Consider the following 16451-nt stretch of genomic DNA (forward strand, 5'->3'; position numbering starts at 1 on the left):
CATGGTGTCCCGTCGACAATTTCTCAGCGGCTCGGGCGCCGCGCTGCTTGGCGCGGCGATGGTCAGCCGGGCCGGCGCCGCGTCGCTGCCCGACGCGCCGACGATGGCGAAAACCGGCACGCAGCCGCCGCTCGTGCCGCCCAACGGCCGCCCGTACACGCCCGTCGCGACGCTGAACGGCTGGTCGCTGCCGTGGCGGATGAAGAACGGCTGGAAGGAATTCCACCTGACGGCCGAGCCCGTCGTGCGCGAGATGGCGCCCGGCATGAACGCGAACCTGTGGGGTTACAACGGCCAGTCGCCCGGCCCGACGATCGAGGCCGTCGAAGGCGACAAGGTCCGCATCTTCGTGACCAACCGGCTGCCCGAGCACACGACGATCCACTGGCACGGGCTGCGGCTGCCGAACGGGATGGACGGCGTCGGCGGCCTCACGCAGCCGCATATCCCGCCCGGCAAGACCTTCGTCTACGAGTTCCAGCTCGAAGCGCACGGCACGTTCATGTATCACCCGCACGCCGACGAGATGGTGCAGATGGCGATGGGGATGATGGGCATGTTCATCGTGCATCCGAAGGATCGCGGCACGATGCCGGTCGATCGCGATTTCGTGTTCCTGCTCGCCGCGTACGACATCGATCCGGGCAGCTACACGCCGCGCGTGAACGAGATGACCGACTTCAACATGTGGACCTTCAACTCGCGCGTGTTCCCGGGCATCGATCCGCTGCCGGTGCGCGCCGGCGACCGCGTGCGGATTCGTTTCGGCAACCTGACGATGACGAATCACCCGATCCATCTGCACGGCTACCGCTTCGAGATCGCGGGCACCGACGGCGGCTGGATTCCGCCGGCCGCGCGCTGGCCGGAAGTGACGGCCGATGTCGCGGTGGGCCAGATGCGCGCGATCGAGTTCACCGCCGATCGCCCGGGCGACTGGGCGTTTCATTGCCACAAGTCGCATCACACGATGAATGCGATGGGTCACCAGGTGCCGAACCTGATCGGCGTGCCGCAGAAGGATCTCGCGAAGCGGATCGGCAAGCTCGTGCCCGACTACATGGCGATGGGCAGCACGGGCGGCGCGATGGGCGGCATGGAGATGCCGCTGCCCGACAACACGCTGCCGATGATGACCGGCACGGGCCCGTTCGGGCCGCTGGAGATGGGCGGCATGTTCACGGTGCTCAAGGTACGGCAGGGGCTCGGTCGCAACGACTATCGCGATCCGGGCTGGTTCCGGCATCCGAAGGGCACCGTCGCATACGAATACACCGGCGAATTGCCGGATAGCTGAAGCAGCATGCGGCGGCCGCACCGAGGCGGCCGCCGGTTTCCATTCACTCACACGGGAGTCGACACGATGAAGAAGGGACTGGTTTTGATGGCGACGGGGTGGGCGCTGGCGTTGTCGGCCACGTCGCACGCGGCCGGCGACATGACCGGCGACATGGCCGGCATGGACATGAGCGCGGATGCGAAGCAGGGCGCCGCGGCGTCGAGCATGTCGCACGGCGAGATCCGCAAGGTCGACACGGCGGCCGGCAAGCTGACGATCAAGCACGGCCCGCTGGAGAACCTCGGGATGGACGCGATGACGATGGTATTCAAGGTGAAGGACCCGGCGATGCTGTCGCAGGTGAAGGCGGGCGATACGATCGACTTCGTCGCCGAGGACGTGGACGGCACGCTGACCGTCGTCGAACTGAAGAAGCCGTGACGCGGAGCCCGAACATGACGATTTCCACACGCAAGCGGCTGGCCGGCTTCACCGCCGCTGCCGCGCTCTTCGCGATTGCACCGGTCGCGGCGTCGGCGCACGGCAAGCTGGAAAGCGCGGTCCCGGCGGCCGGCAGCACGATCGACGCGGCGCCCGACATGGTGCGGCTCACGTTCAACGAAGCTCTCGAACCGGCGTTCAGCACGGTGAAGGTGTCGGATGCGAGCGGCAACGCCATCACGCAGGACAAGGCGAAGGTCGACGCGTCGAACCCGCGCGTGATGACCGTCGCGATCCCGACGCTCGCGGCGGGCGCGTACACCGTGCAATGGGCGGCGATGACGGCCGACGCGCATCGCACGAAGGGCACTTATACGTTCCGGGTGAAGGGATGAACGACGGCGTCGTCGGCCTGCTGCGGCTCGGGGCGGTGGCGATCCAGAACGCCGGGTTCGCGGTCGTCGTCGGTGCGCTGCTGGGGCGCCACTGGCTCGCGCGCGGCGCATCCGCATGGCAGCACGGTGTCGGACGGCGGCTCGTCGCGACGCTGCGCATCGCGTCCGTCGTATCGCTGCTCGCGAGCGTCACCGCGTTCTGGGCGCACTGCGCGCTGATGAGCGAAGTGTCGCTGCTCGACGCGGGCCCGGCGGTGTGTTCGATGCTCGCGGGCACCGGCTTCGGTCATGCGTGGCTGGCCGGCACGGTGTTCATGCTCGTCGTCGTGCTGCTGTCGTTCGCCGGACGTGCGAACGACACGCGGTTTCCGTTCGCGATGGCGGCCGCGCTTGCCGGTGTCGCGCTGGCGCGCAGCAATGGCGGCCATCCGGTCGACGCCGGGCTGTTCAGCGTGCCGGTGTGGATCGACTGGCTGCATCTGCTGGCGATCAGCGTGTGGATCGGACTCGTGCTCGTGACGGCGTTCGGCGTGATGCCGCGGCTCGCCCGCATGCCGGCGAGCGAACGCATGACGGGCGCGGCGTTCGTGCAGTCGCTGTCCGATGCGTCGACCTGCGCGTTGATCGTGCTGTTCGCGACCGGCGCGTACAACGGCTGGCGCGGCGTCGAGACGCCGGCCAACCTGTTCGCGTCGACGTACGGGCAGATCCTGCTGCTGAAGCTCGCGCTCGTGCTGCTTGCCGCGATGCTCGGCGCATACAACCGCTTCTTCGGGATGCCGACGCTGCTGCGCGCGTTGAAGGACCCGGCCGCCGCGATGCCGGCACACGCGTTGAAGCGGTTCTGCACCGTGCTGCGAGTCGAGGCGGTCGTGCTTGGCGGCGTGCTGATGGCGGCGGCCGTGCTCGTGTCGAGCGCGTTGCCGGGGACGATCTAGCGGCGGGGCTTCGGCGCCGGAAGATGGGGTGCATGGTTGGGGCTTGACCGGAGGACACACGGCGATCGCGGCGTGATGACGACCATTACATCGGCCTGTCTCGCGATTACCAAAAACTGTCACCGAGCGCCGCTAAGCTTTCGCCACCCTCACAACCGGGATTCCCGCCATGCGCTCGACAATCCGCCTGTTTGCCCCGCTATTGCTGCTCCCGACGCTCGCCGCGCCGGTGTGCGCCGCCACCGCCGCACCCGTCAGCCCGAATTGCGGCGGCAGCACGACGCCGATCGCCGATATCCAGGGGCCGGGCGCGCCGTCGCCGCTCGCCGGGCAGAATGCATCGATCGAAGCGGTCGTCACCGCCGATTTCGGCGGCACGGACGGCTTCGGCGGCTTCTTCGTCCAGCAGGCCGACGCGCAGCGCCGCAACCAGCCGGGCGTGTCCGAAGGGCTGTTCGTCTATGCGCCGAAAGCGCGCGCGAAGGCCGGCGATCTCGTGCACGTGACGGGCAAGGTCGAGGAGAAATACGGGCAGACGCAGCTCACGCTGTCGGGCGCGATCGCGGTGTGCGCGAACGGCCAGACGGTCACGCCCGCGACGCTCACGCTGCCGGTCGACAGCCCGAGCGCGTTCGCCGCATACGAAGGGATGCTCGTGCGCCTGCCGCAGACGCTGACTATCACCGACAACTACGAACTCGGCCGCTACGGCAGCGTGATGCTCAGCAACGGCCGCTTGCGGACGCCGACGAGCGTCATGCCGCCCGCGCAGGCGCAGACGCAGATCGACGCGAACGCGCGCAACCGCCTGATCCTCGACGACGGCTCGAACAAGCAGAACCCGGCAACCGTGCCGTATCCGGCGCCGGGCCTGTCGGCCGCGAACACGCTGCGCGCGGGCTACACGGTGCGCGACGTCGAAGGCGTGCTCGAAGTGCGGTACGGCGCCTGGCGCGTGCAGCCGCTGCCCGGCGCGGCCGCGCCGGCGTTCGACGCGCGTTCGAACCCGCGCACCCAAGCACCGGCGCGCGATCCGAAATCGAACCTGCGCGTCGCGTCGTTCAACGTGCTGAACTATTTCAACGGCAACGGTCTCGGCGGCGGCTTCGACGATCCGAACAACCGCGGCGCGAAGACCTTCCAGGAATTCCAGCGTCAGGAAGCGAAGATCGTCAGCGCGCTGAAGGCGATCGACGCCGACGTGATCGGCCTGATGGAAATCCAGAACAACGGCTACGGCGAACTGAGCGCGGTGCGCCAGCTCGCGGCGAAGCTCGGCAACCACTGGCGCGTGGTCGATCCCGGCACGTCGCGGCTGGGCGGCGACGCGATCGCGGTCGCGCTGATCTACGACAGCCGCAAGGTCGAACCGGTCGGCCGCGCGGCGACGCTCGCGATCGACGACAAGAACCGTCAGCCGCTCGCGCAGTCGTTCCGGCTGGTCAACGGCAACAAGCAGGCGCTGACGGTGGCCGTGAATCACCTGAAGTCGAAGAACTGCCCGGATGCGGCGAACGACGATCTCGACCAGGGCGATGGCCAGGGCTGCTGGAACCCGACGCGCACGCGCGCGGCGGCGAAGGTGGCCGACTGGCTGGCCGGCAACCCGACGGGCGTCAAGAGCCAGGGCGTGCTGCTGATCGGCGATTTCAACAGCTACACGTACGAAGACCCGATCCGCGCGCTCGAATCGCGCGGCTACCGCAACCTCGTCGCGCGCTGGATCGGCGCGAATGCGTACAGCTACGTGTACAACGGCGAAGCCGGCTATCTCGACCACGCGCTGGCGACGCTGCCGCTCGCATCGCACGTGAAGGCCGTGCACGAATGGCACATCAACGCGGACGAGCCGCTCGCGCTGCAGTACACGCTCGCGTACAAGTCGGCGGAGCAGCAGAAGACGTTCTATGCGGCCGATGCATATCGTTCGTCGGATCACGATCCGGTGCTGATCGATATCGCGCTGCCGGGCGGCGGGAAGTAATCGCGGTTCGAGTCTCGACGACGGGCGACGTGCGGCAGGCAATACCGTACGTCGTCGCTTGTCCGGGAACACCGTTTGAATGCCGGGTAAATAATGCCGTGAAGAATTAATCGAATCGGTATTTTGTGGATGACGCAGCGCACGGCGATGCTGCGATGGAAGCGTGATTGAAGCGAATCGAATCATCGAATGACGCGCGGCGCACGCCGCGGCATTGCATTAATCGATAGGTGATAATAAAAATGAAAGAATGATCCTGTCGATTTGAAGGCTTTGAATGCGCTTGTCCAAGACGGGATAGGCTTCCGCGTTATGCCGGAAAAGCAAAATATTCGGTGCGACATTACCGATGAAGCACACGCTGCCCGAATAATCCCGATTTCTTTCAGATTCCAGACACTGTCCGCCCTTTGCATCATTGCGGGATTTTTAATATCCGAATGATCTTTGACAACGCGGCGCAGCACCGCCTATTTTTGTGGTGTCGTAAATTTAGTCATATAAAAGTTGGCCAAACTGCAGGGGGCGCGTCCGAGCACCATTCTCGCCAGCAGTTTGCTGTGTCTGTATCAAGTTCAGTCTCTGAGAAGTCCAATCCCCAACCGCCGACTGCCGACCGTGCAACGCGAGTGGCGGGTCGGCCTGCGCGTGTCGCAGGCGTTGGCGGCCTTTGTGACGCGGTATCCGAAGCCAAAGGAAAGAGATGAAACCAGACAGGAGCAGTACCGGCAGCCGCCGTGTTCGTCGCGGCCGGCTGGCCGGGCTCGGTGCGTTGTCGGCCATGACGCTGGCGCTCGCGGCGTGCGGCGGCGACGATTCGTCGTCGGTCGGCGCGTCGAGTCTCGCGCAGGCCACCGCGAGCCAGCAGGCGAGCGCGCAGGCGGCCGGCACCCAGGCGCCGGCGGCCAACCAGCCGTACGTCGACCCGGTCGCGTACTCGATGAACGCGACCGACGGCCTCGCGCCGTCGCAGGTGTCCGAGAAGGCGGCCGTCATGCATTACCAGTGGACCGGCGGCGGCAAGACGATCAACTACACGACGACCACCGGCCACCTGACCGCGCAGGACGCGAACGGCAATGCGGAAGCGTCGATGTCGTATGTCGCGTACACCGCGCCCAGCACGAACGGCAAGCCGCGCCCGGTCACGTTCGTCTACAACGGCGGGCCCGGCTCGTCGTCGATCTGGCTGCGGCTCGGCTCGTTCGCGCCGACCCGCGTGGCCACGCCCGATCCGCTGTTCGGCAACAACTGGCCGAACTACCCGCTCGTCGACAATGCGGAGAGCCTGATCGACACCACCGACCTCGTGTTCATCGACCCGCCCGGCACCGGGCTGTCGGAAGCCGTGTTGCCGAACACCAACCAGAAGTACTGGGGCTCCGACGTGGACGTGAACATCATGCGCGACTTCATCCAGCGCTACCTGAACGTCAACAGTCGCGGCACGTCGCCGATCTACCTGTACGGCGAATCGTACGGCACGCCGCGGACCGACATGCTCGCGCTCGCGCTCGAATCGGCCGGCGTGCACCTGACGGGCATCGTGCTGCAGTCGTCGATCCTGAACTACTTCGCGGATGCGGTGGAAGCGGTGGCGATCACGCAGTCGACCGAAGGGCTGCTGCTCGATACCGATACGGTAGCCGGCTACCTGCCCGGCTACGCGGCGGTCGCCGCGTACTTCAACCAGGTGTCGCCGGCGCCGGTGAACCAGGATCTGTACGCATTCCAGACGGAACTGTTCACGACGCTGATCTACAGCCAGCTGCAGAAGTACTCGCAATCGTGGGTGTTGAGCCAGCTCGGCATTCCGGATGCGCTCGGCACGCCGGTGTTCCCGAGCGATGCGACGCTCAGGCTGTGGTCGATCCCGTCGAGCCTCACGCAGCAGGCGCTGCGCGGCTACTTCAACGCGAATCCGTTCGGCACGAGCCTGCTGCCCGGCACGACGATCGGCCGCTACGACGGGCGCGTGTCGTTGCCGAACTCGGACCCGCGGCTGCAGACCGACGGCGATCCGTCCGACATCCTGATCTCGCAGCCGTTCACGAACGCGCTCGCGACGCAGATGCCGGACTACCTCGGCTATACGGCCCCGAACGCGACGTACCTGCCGCTGAACGACAACATCATCGGCGTCTGGGACTTCTCGCACGACGGCCAGCCGATGCCGGACACGATCCCCGATCTGCTCGGCGCGCTGCAGCTCAACCCGAAGCTTCGCGTGCTCGCGGAGAACGGCTACCACGATCTCGCGACGCCGTTCTTCAACACCGAGAAGCAACTCGCGCGGCTGCAGACGGTGAAGGGCCTGAATCCGAAACTGCAGGTGAACTTCTTCCAGGGCGGCCACATGACTTACCTGGACGACGTCGCCCGTCCGCTGATGAAGCGGGACCTGCAGACGTTCTACAAGGGCGCGCGGATTCCGACGGCGCTGACGCTGCACACGCTGCCGCCGCCGTGGCCGGATGAAAACCCGCCGAGCGTTCCGACCGGCAGCGTCCCGGGCGCGACGGCCGCGACGACGCTGGCGGCAGCCCCTTGAGCGACGGCGTCCTTGTCGAAGGAACCCACTCTTCATCCATTGAATGCGAGCGATCATGTCCCTAATCCAATTGATGCGGCGTATGTCTCCGTTGATCGTGCTCGGTGCCGCGATGAGCAGTGCCTACGCGTTGCCGCCGCAGGCGGTGGCGCCGGTGAAGCTGCCGCACGGCGGGCGCGGTGTCGACGGTCCGTTCTTTCCGGCCACGCGCGCGGCGCCGGTGTTGCCGTCGACCGGCGCGGCGTTGCAGCAGCAGGCGCAGCAGCGCGTCGATGCGCGGCTCGGCGCCAATACCGTGCTGAGCAACGGCGCGGCCGTGACGAAGGCGCAGGCGCAGAGCAGCGGGCTCGGCTTCGTGTCGAAGCACTTCGACGAGATCGATGCGAAGCACACCGGCCGCGTGACGATGAGCGATGTACGGCAGTTCATCCGGCAGCGGCAGGTGCAGGCGCAGCAGGAACAGCAGGACGAGTGACGTAGTCGGGCAGGGCGGCGGCCGGCGCGATGGCGATCGCACCGGCCGCCGACTATTCAGCTGCGCGGGGGCGGGGTCGCCCGGCTTCCGTTGCATGTTTTCATCCCGCGTGCCGGAGAAGCGGGCGACGGCTTATTCCGTTTGCCGGTTGTCGCGTCGCGGTCCGAAGCGCGCGCGATAGTCGCGCGGCGAGATGCCGACGCGTTTCGAGAACGCACGCTGCAGCGCGTCCACGCTGCCGAATCCCGAGCGTTCCGCGATCCGTTCGAGCGGCCAGTCGGCCCGCTCCAGCAGCGCCTTCGCGCGCTCGACGCGCGCTGCCAGCACGTACTGCGCGGGCGATAGTCCGGTCTCCTTGACGAAATGGCGCGCGAACGTCCGTTCGCTCATGTGCATGCGGGCGGCCAGCGCGGCGACGCCGAGGTCGGCGGCCGGATCGTCGGCGATGTCGGCGAGCAGCGACCGCATGCGCGGCGTCGCCCCGGCCTGGATGTCGAGCCCGACGCTGAACTGCGCCTGTCCGCCGGGACGATGCATGAACAGCACGAGTTCGCGTGCGATCGCGAGCGCGGTCGGCGCACCGCAGTCCGCCTCGACGAGCGCCAGGCACAGATCGATACCGGCCGTCACGCCGGCCGACGTATGGAACGGCGGATCGCTCACGTAGATCGCGTCCGGCTCGATCCGCGCGTCGGGACAGAGCGCCTGTAGCGCCGAGCACGAACGCGCCGGTGCAGATGCTCGCGATGCGCCGCGTGCTCGCGATCCGGGTGCGGAGCCACGGCAGCACGCCGGCTTCCGACGCGGCGTGCCGTAGCGCCGCTTCATCGCCGCCCGCGACGATGATCGTGTCGATTCGTTCCGGCAGTGCCGCGAGGGCGGCCGCGCCGGCGAGCCGCAGGCCCGCGTGCGTGACGATATCGTCCCCGTGTTGCGACGCGAGCGTGAGCCGGTACGGAACGGCGTGATCCGGAAGATGACGGTTCGCGACCGCGAACACTTCCATCGGCCCCGTGATGTCGAGCGACTGGACACCTGCGAAGCCGACGACGACGACGTCGCGTGCCGAACGGGTTGACTGAGGCATGGCGGAAAGTGCGGTGGAGTTGTCCTTGTGACCGCGAGCATGATCCTTGTAATTTTCCGGACATGCAATCGATCGACACGGGTGGGCGATGCGGGAACGGAAGACAGGCGGCGCGGTGCTGCTCGTATGCGGGCTGCTGGGTGCGTGGGCATGGGGGTGGCCGGCGCGGGCGATGGCGGAGGACCCGCCGGCGGCGGCCCGGACGCTGACGATCGGCATGCCGAAGGCGGGCCGCCCGCGACCGCTCGTTGCGATCGTCGCGGACAACGCCGGAACGGAGACGACCGATTTCATCGTGCCGTACGCGATTCTGAAGCGCTCCGGTGCGGTCGATGTCGTCGCCGTGTCGGCCGACGAAGGCGCGGTCGAACTGATGCCCGCTCTGCGCGTGCTCGCCGATACCACGTTCGACCGGTTCGACGCGACGGTGCCCGCGGGGGCGGATGTCGTGATCGTTCCCGCGATGCATCGCGCGGACCGGCCGGCCGTGCTGGCCTGGCTACGCAAGCAGGCCGCTGCCGGCGCGACGATGGTGGCGATCTGCGATGGCGCCGAGGTGCTCGCGAACACCGGCCTGCTGCGGCATCGCACCGCGACGTCGCACTGGTATTCGCGCGAGCGCCTGCGTCGCCGCTTCACCGAGACGAAATGGGTCGACGATCGTCGCTACGTGATGGACGGCAACGTGATGACGACGACCGGCGTGTCCGCATCGATTCCCGCTTCGCTGGCATTGTTGAGCGCGCTGGCCGGGCCGACCGCCGCGCGCGACACGGCGCGCGGCCTCGGCGTGCAGGCATGGGGCGATGCGCACGACGGCAGCCGCTTCGGGGTGACCGCGCGCGCGGTGGCGATCGCATTGATGAACCGCGTCGCGTTCTGGCGGCACGAGACGTTCGATCTTCCGGTCGAAAGCGGGTTTGACGAGCTGCCGGTCGCGTTGAGCGCCGACGCGTGGGCGCGGACCTGGCGCAGTGACGTCGTCGCGACGGCCGATGCGGGCGTGGTCGAGTCGAGGTACGGGCTGCGGTTGCTGGCGCAGCCGGCCCATGGCCGGCACGCGCGCGTGACGACGTCGGCCGGCTGGCGGGGCGAATCGACGCTTGCCGGTGTGCTCGCGGATATCGCGGCGCGCTACGGCGACGCCACATCCGGGTGGGTCGCGTTGCAACTGGAGTATCCGGAGTAGCGCCCGCCGCGCTTACTTCACCCATTCCGCGAGCCGCGGATCGGGATAGGGCAGGAGATCTTGCGACGCGGTGGGCTCGGCCACCCATTTCTCGCCGTTCCAGTGGAAATCGGCCTGCGTTTCCGATCCGTGGCCGTTCGAGCGGATGGCCATGGTGCAGGCGGCCTGTCCGGGGTACGTCGGGTTCTTGGCACCGATGCAGGACCCGAGAAACACCATGACGTCGCCGAGGCCGAACCGCTCCTGCATCGCATAGGTTGCGTCGAGGTCGGAGAGCCGGTCCGGCACCGGCGTCGCGTCGCATGCAGCGACGCTCGCGGCCAGCAGCAGCGCGGCGGCGCGGCCGGCGCGCCGCCAGTGGTACGGGCCGTGGGCGGAAGGTGCGTCAGCGTCGGCGCGCTGCCGCGCGCGGGCATGTGACGGGCGGGGCATTCGGCGTCCAGCGGATGAACATGGCGGCCATTGTGACGGATTTCGCCGGCCGCCGCGACGTTCGCCAGGGGATCGACATGAAACTGCCGTGCCTCGACGTGCCGCTACCCGGCGCCAGCCCCGACGCGGCGTGATGGCGGCTCGCGTGCCGCGCGCGCGAACGCCAAGCCGCGATCACCGTCATCCTGAACGGCCCGCCGTGTTCCGCCGCATGCGCGACTGCGCCGTTCGCGACGTCGAGCGCGAAGCCCCTCACGTCGAAATGCCCGAGGTCGAGCGACCCGCCGCGAACGCGCCCGGTCATCGGCGTCACGGCTGCCGTCGGGTACATCCATTTGCCGCGCAGCGTCACGGCGGGGACGTTCAGGCCGTCCGTCGTGCAGACAGCCGGTTCCACAGCATGCCGGAGCGGCTCCCGCTGCGGCAATACGCAAGCACCGGCTTGGGCAGCGTATCGACCAGTGCGCCGAACGCGTCGACTTCCGCGTCGCCGATGCGATCGCGTTCGACCGGCAGGTAGCGCGCGTCCATCCCGAGTTCGCGCGCGGCCGCGGCGATTTCCTCGAACGCCGGCTGGTCGTCGCCTTCGCCATCCGGCCGGTTGCAGATCACCGCACGGAAGCCGGCATTGCGGATCGCCTTCAGGTCGGCCGGCGTGATCTGCCGCGACGCGGTGAAGCCGGTCGCCGCGGCCGCGCGACATTGCTCGATCGCTCGCGCGAAACAGCCGATCGCGAAGTCGACGTCCTGCTCCGTCGTGAACCGCCCGAAACTGATGCGCACGGTGCGACCGGCCGTTTCCGCATCGAGGCCGATCGCGGTCAGCACGTGGGACGGCGCGCCGCTGGTCGAATTGCACGCGGAGGTCGACGACACGGCGAGCGCATCGCCGAGCATGAACGGGAAGAAGCCCGGCGCATGCACCGTCAGGCTCAGCGTGTGCGGGATGCGGCGGGCGGCGGCCGCGTTCTGCGTGACGTCGCCGAGCGCGAACAGCGCGCCGGTCAGCCGTGCGCCGAGCGCCGCGATTCGCGCGGTCTCGCCGTCGAGTTTTTCCGCGGCGAGTGCGCACGCGACGCCCATGCCGACGATCTGGTGCGTCGCGAGCGTGCCCGAACGCAACCCGCGCTCGTGGCCGCCGCCGTGAATCTGCGGTGCGATCCGGCTGGCGATCTCGCGGCGGACGAACAGGGCGCCGATGCCTTTCGGGCCGTACACCTTGTGGGCGGACATCGACATCATGTCGATGCCGAGCGCGCGCACGTCGATCGGCGTCTTGCCGAGCGCCTGCGCGGCGTCGACGTGGAGCAGCGCGCCGGCGGCGTGCACGATGCCGGCGATCGCGCCGATGTCGGTCAGCGTGCCGATCTCGTTGTTCACGAGCATCAGCGACACGAGGCCCGTGTCGGGGCCGATCGCGGCCGCGACCGCGTCGGCGGTGATTTCGCCGTGCGCGTCGGGCGTCAGGAAGGTGACCTGCGTGCCGTGCTTCGACAGGTTCGCCATCGTGTCGAGAATGGCCTTGTGCTCGAGGCGGCTCGTGATCAGGTGGCGCTTGCCGGTCGCGTTTTCCGCATAGCCCTTCAGCGCGAGGTTGTTCGATTCGGTGGCGCCGGACGTCCAGACGATTTCGTCGGCATCCGCGCCGATCAAGGCGGCGACCTGCGCGCGGGCGTGCTCGACCTTGTCTTTCGCGAGCCGGCCGGCGGCGTGCGAACTGGAAGCGGGGTTGCCGAAGATGCCGTCGAAGCCGAGGCAGGCCGTCATCGCTTCGATCACGCGCGGATCGGCCGGGGTGGTGGCTGCGTAGTCGAGGTAGTGCAGCGGGGTGGGTTCGCTCATGTCCGTCTCTTGCTGATTGCGTAGTGACGGAAATGATACGGGGGACAGAAGGGAAAAAGGATCCAAAGTTGGCTGGCGATTCAGCTCGATGTGGAATAATATTTTCTCTGTTTATGAAGTTGGGGAATTTGTTTCTCGGTGGGCCAATTGTGCGCGGGGGCACCGGCTCGACCGGCGGGTTGGCCTGCCGCGGTCGGCCGGGTCGCACGGAGAAGCGTCGCGGGCCGGCATGGCAGCTGGCCATCGTGTCGCCGGGTTCGAGCCTGCCGGCGCCCGGCGGCACGTCGGGTCACGCGCGCATCAAGTCTCGATGAGATTGAGAAACTGCCGCACGCGCGGGTGCGTGCTCGCGGTAAAGAACGCATCGGGCGTCGTGTCCTGCACCACCACGCCGTTCTCCATGAACACCACGCGATCGGCGACGTCCTGCGCGAAGCGCACTTCGTGCGTGACGACGAGCATCGTCATTCCGTTGCCCGCGAGTTCCCGCATGACCGCGAGCACGTCTTCCCGCAATGCCGGATCGAGCGCGGAAGTCGGCTCGTCGAACAGGATGACTTCCGGGTCCATCGCGAGGCCGCGGGCGATGGCGACGCGCTGCTTCTGGCCGCCGGACAGTCGCGCCGGGTATTCGCCGGCCTTGTGCGCGAGGCCCACGCGGTCGAGCAGGTGCAGCCCGCGCTCGAGCGCTTCGCTTTTGCGCACGCCCTTGACGCTCACGAGCCCCTCGATGACGTTTTCCAGCGCGGTGCGGTGCGGAAACAGGTTGAACGACTGGAACACCATCGCCGTACGCTGGCGGATGGCCTTGATGCGTTTCTGCTCGTCGCGCGACAGCGCGGTGCCGCCCGCGCGTTCGATTTCGATGCCGCACACCGATACCTTGCCCGCATCGGGCAGTTCCAGAAAATTCAGCGAGCGCAACAACGTGGTCTTGCCGGAGCCGGACGGCCCCATCAGCACGACCACTTCGCCGCGTGCGACACGGAAGTCGACGCGCCGCAGCACGACGTTTTCCCCGAAGGACTTGGCCAGCCCCTGAACGACGATGGTATGCATAGGTGTAGTCATTGAAAGCGCCGCGACACGCGGCCTTCGAAGATCGTCTGGACGATCGTCAGGATCTGGTTGATGACCCAGTAGATCAGGCCGACCATCAGGAACATCTCCATGTAGCGGAAGGTCGACGCGCCGACCTGGTCGGCCACGCGGGTGAGTTCGACGACGGTGATCGTGGACGCCAGCGACGTATCCTTGATCAGCGCGATCATCCGGCTGCCGACGGGCGGGATCGCGATGCGCAGCCCCTGCGGCAGGATCACGCGCCACATCATCTTCCAGTAGTTCATGCCGAGCGAATGCGCGGCTTCCCACTGGCCGCGATCGACCGCGTTGATCCCGGAGCGGAAGTTCTCGCTCAGGTACGCCGCGGAGAACAGCGTGAGCGCGAGCAGCGCGGCCGGTACCGGGTCGAGCGTGATGCCGTAGCGCGGCAGCCCGAAGTAGATCAGCAGGATCTGCACCAGCAGCGGCGTGCCGCGAAAGATCGACACGTACGCGAACGCGATGCCGCGCAGGAAGCGGATCGACGACACCCGCGCGAGCGCGACGGCGAGCCCCAGCGCCGAGCCGAGCGCGAACGAAGCGAGGCCGAGGAACACGGTCATCGTCACCGCGCTTTCGAGCAGCGGCAGCGACCGCACGAAGAGATCGAGCATGCGTCACTCCTTCTGCGCTTTCGCCCGCGCGATGTTGCCGACCATGTCGTAGGTCGGGCCGACCCAGCGCTTCGCGAGCCGTTCGAGCGTGCCGTCGGCGGCCATGTCGTCGATCGCCTTGTCGACGGCGGCGAGCAGCGCCGGTTGTCCCTTCGCGAGCGCCGGCGCGGACAGCTGATAGATCAGCGGCTCGCCGACTTCCTTGACCGGCAGGTGATTCACGTTCGCGTATTTCATCCCGCCGAAGTGGGAAATGATGACCGCATCGAGGCGGCCGCTGCCGAGATCGTTGAACACGAGGCCGCCGTTGTCGTACGCGCGAATGTCGGCGTCCTTCAGGTGCGCGCGTGCCCAGGTTTCGTTCGACGAGCCCGTGGTCACGCCGACGCGCTTGCCTTTCAGGTCGGCCTGCCCGTGAATGTGGGTGTTGTCGGTGCGCACGAAGATCCGGAAATCCTCGACGCCGTACGGTTTCGCGAAATCGACCTGCTTGCTGCGCTCGGCCGTCGGCGTCAGGTCGTTCATCACCAGATCGTATTTGCCGGCCTTGAGCCCTTCGACGAAGTTCTTGTACGCGTCCGCGACGAACACGACCTGCTTCACGCCGATGCGCTTGCCGACTTCGCGCGCGACTTCGACGTCGTAGCCGGCCGGCTGGTTGCGCTCGTCCAGCAGGCTCCACGGCGGGCTGCTCTGCGTGTTCGCGACGCGCAGCGTGCCGCTGCCGCGCGCGGCAGCGAGCAGGTCGGCCGCGCCGGCATCGAGGCTCGACAACGCGAGCGCGCCCGCGATGCCGAGCGTGGCCAGGCCTCTGGCCAGAACGCGGGTGGTCTGAGGGTTCATGGTGTCTCCTTGGGTGGTGGCTTGTTCCGCACGGCGGGTGTGTACGAGCGCCGCGTTACGCTGCGTGGTTTCTGACGTCGGTGAACGCGGCGAGCCCCGTGTACAGATCGTCGATCAGCAGCTCGGGGGCTTCGAGTCCGATCGACAGGCGCACGATCGGCTGGTCGGTCAGCGGGAACCGGCGCTGCGCCTGCAGCGGCGCCGGGTAGTACGCGGCGAGGCTGTGGACGCCGCCCCAGCTCGCGCCGATCGCGAAGTGGCGCAGCGCATCGAAGAACGCGGTGAACGCGGCTTCCGGCGCGGGTTCGAGCATCAGCGAAAACAGGCAGCCGTTGCCGGAGAAATCGCGCTTCCAGATCGCGTGCCCCGCGTCGGACGGCAGTGCGGGAAACAGCACCTGGCGAACCGCCGGATGCGATTCGAGCGCCTGCGCGACGCGCAGCGCCGCCGCGCTTTGCGCATCGAAGCGCACCTTCAGGGTGTCGAGGCCGCGCAACACGAGGAAACAGTCGTCGGGGCTCGCCTGCTGACCGAGGATGCTCTGCGTCTCGCGCAGCGTCTCGTAGTAGCCGAAGTCGTTCATGCTGATCGCGCCGAGCAGCAGATCGGAGTGACCGCCGAACAGCTTCGTGGCCGCTTCGACGCTCAGGTCCACGCCATGTTCGAGCGGTCGAAACGCGAGCGGGCTGGCCCACGTGTTGTCCATCATCGTCATGATGCGATGGCGGCGCGCGACGTCGACGATCGCCGGCACGTCCGGCATTTCCATCGTCACCGTGCCCGGCGATTCCATGCAGATCATCCGCGTATTCGGTTTCACGTACCGCTCGATGTCGGCGCCGATCGCCGGTTCGTACAGCTCGACGTCCACGTCGAACAGCGCGAGCCATTTCTGCGCGAAGGTCTTCAGCGCGCCGTAGCACGCGGCCGACACGAGCAGGTGATCGCCGCCGCGCACGAAGCCCATCACGGACGTCATCAGCGCGGCCTGCCCGGACGGCGCCAGCACGCAGTGCGCGCCGCCTTCGAGCACGGCGATGCGGCGCTCCAGTTCGCGCGCGGTCGGCGTGCCGGTGATGCCGTAGCTGTAGCCGTCGGGCTGGCGTTCCTTGCGGCGGGCGAAATCGTCGAGCGAGTCGAATACGACGGTCGAGGCACGCATGACCGCCGGCGACAGGCTGCGGAACGGTTGCGGAGGGAGCGGCGGGGTGGTCGTCATGATGCGGGTCGGGACTCCATGGCTGGAAACGGGATGACAAGCAGTTTTACTTTCGCGC

General features: G+C 67.6%; 14 protein-coding genes and 1 pseudogene. 8 read left to right on the forward strand and 7 right to left on the reverse strand.

The window, feature by feature from the left end:
• Position 1 precedes the first annotated feature (1 nt).
• From DTA15_RS07475 to DTA15_RS07515, 7 genes are all read left to right on the forward strand, one after another.
• Positions 2-1297 (forward strand): multicopper oxidase family protein, encoded by a 1296-nt coding sequence (locus DTA15_RS07475; protein WP_006484567.1) that lies wholly within the window; start codon positions 2-4, stop codon positions 1295-1297.
• 66 nt (positions 1298-1363) lie between these two features.
• Positions 1364-1720, forward strand: coding sequence for a copper-binding protein (locus DTA15_RS07480; RefSeq protein WP_006484544.1), 357 nt, complete (start codon positions 1364-1366; stop codon positions 1718-1720).
• Positions 1721-1734: 14 nt separating this feature from the next.
• Entirely contained in the window at positions 1735-2115 is a 381-nt protein-coding gene (copC, locus tag DTA15_RS07485) for a copper homeostasis periplasmic binding protein CopC (protein WP_006484606.1), read from the forward strand.
• The gene (locus DTA15_RS07490; protein ID WP_006484580.1) at positions 2112-3053 is read left to right on the forward strand and encodes a CopD family protein; all 942 of its coding nucleotides are present in this window, start codon (positions 2112-2114) and stop codon (positions 3051-3053) included. The genes copC and DTA15_RS07490 overlap by 4 nt, the downstream gene beginning before the upstream one ends.
• A 169-nt stretch (positions 3054-3222) precedes the next feature.
• Positions 3223-5037: an ExeM/NucH family extracellular endonuclease gene (locus tag DTA15_RS07495; protein ID WP_006484624.1), complete on the forward strand. Its 1815-nt coding sequence runs from the start codon at positions 3223-3225 to the stop codon at positions 5035-5037.
• A 703-nt stretch (positions 5038-5740) separates the two neighbouring features.
• Positions 5741-7588 carry a S10 family serine carboxypeptidase-like protein gene (locus DTA15_RS07510; protein ID WP_006484566.1) on the forward strand — a complete coding sequence of 616 codons (1848 nt, stop codon included), beginning with the start codon at positions 5741-5743 and terminating at the stop codon, positions 7586-7588.
• Positions 7589-7670: 82 nt separating this feature from the next.
• Positions 7671-8063 carry a hypothetical protein gene (locus DTA15_RS07515; protein WP_006484518.1) on the forward strand — a complete coding sequence of 131 codons (393 nt, stop codon included), beginning with the start codon at positions 7671-7673 and terminating at the stop codon, positions 8061-8063.
• A 132-nt stretch (positions 8064-8195) separates the two neighbouring features.
• Here DTA15_RS07515 and DTA15_RS07520 read toward each other — a convergent pair.
• Positions 8196-9150 (reverse strand): annotated as a pseudogene (locus tag DTA15_RS07520) (GlxA family transcriptional regulator).
• An 88-nt stretch (positions 9151-9238) separates the two neighbouring features.
• Here DTA15_RS07520 and DTA15_RS07525 point away from each other — a divergent pair.
• On the forward strand, positions 9239-10339 hold the full coding sequence (locus DTA15_RS07525; RefSeq protein ID WP_012493102.1) for a DJ-1/PfpI family protein: 1101 nt from the start codon (positions 9239-9241) through the stop codon (positions 10337-10339).
• Positions 10340-10351: 12 nt separating this feature from the next.
• Here DTA15_RS07525 and DTA15_RS07530 read toward each other — a convergent pair whose 3' ends face one another.
• The 6 genes from DTA15_RS07530 to metC all read right to left on the reverse strand — a co-directional run bounded on the left by DTA15_RS07530 (position 10352) and on the right by metC (position 16393).
• Positions 10352-10771 carry a hypothetical protein gene (locus tag DTA15_RS07530; RefSeq protein WP_006484559.1) on the reverse strand — a complete coding sequence of 140 codons (420 nt, stop codon included), beginning with the start codon at positions 10769-10771 and terminating at the stop codon, positions 10352-10354.
• A 363-nt stretch (positions 10772-11134) separates the two neighbouring features.
• Positions 11135-12613 carry an aminotransferase class V-fold PLP-dependent enzyme gene (locus DTA15_RS07540; RefSeq protein ID WP_006484541.1) on the reverse strand — a complete coding sequence of 493 codons (1479 nt, stop codon included), beginning with the start codon at positions 12611-12613 and terminating at the stop codon, positions 11135-11137.
• A 300-nt stretch (positions 12614-12913) separates the two neighbouring features.
• Positions 12914-13672 (reverse strand): amino acid ABC transporter ATP-binding protein, encoded by a 759-nt coding sequence (locus DTA15_RS07545; RefSeq protein WP_006484591.1) that lies wholly within the window; start codon positions 13670-13672, stop codon positions 12914-12916.
• Positions 13673-13680: 8 nt separating this feature from the next.
• Positions 13681-14331 (reverse strand): amino acid ABC transporter permease, encoded by a 651-nt coding sequence (locus DTA15_RS07550; RefSeq protein WP_006484575.1) that lies wholly within the window; start codon positions 14329-14331, stop codon positions 13681-13683.
• 3 nt (positions 14332-14334) lie between these two features.
• A complete protein-coding gene (locus DTA15_RS07555; RefSeq protein ID WP_006484549.1) occupies positions 14335-15174 on the reverse strand; it encodes an ABC transporter substrate-binding protein in 840 nt (279 codons plus the stop codon).
• A 55-nt stretch (positions 15175-15229) separates the two neighbouring features.
• The gene (metC, locus tag DTA15_RS07560) at positions 15230-16393 is read right to left on the reverse strand and encodes a cystathionine beta-lyase (RefSeq protein ID WP_006484553.1); all 1164 of its coding nucleotides are present in this window, start codon (positions 16391-16393) and stop codon (positions 15230-15232) included.
• Between the last annotated feature and the right edge of the window lie 58 nt (positions 16394-16451).

Origin of the sequence: Burkholderia cenocepacia (assembly GCF_900446215.1) — a bacterium.
GTDB classification, from domain to species: Bacteria; Pseudomonadota; Gammaproteobacteria; order Burkholderiales; family Burkholderiaceae; genus Burkholderia; species Burkholderia cenocepacia.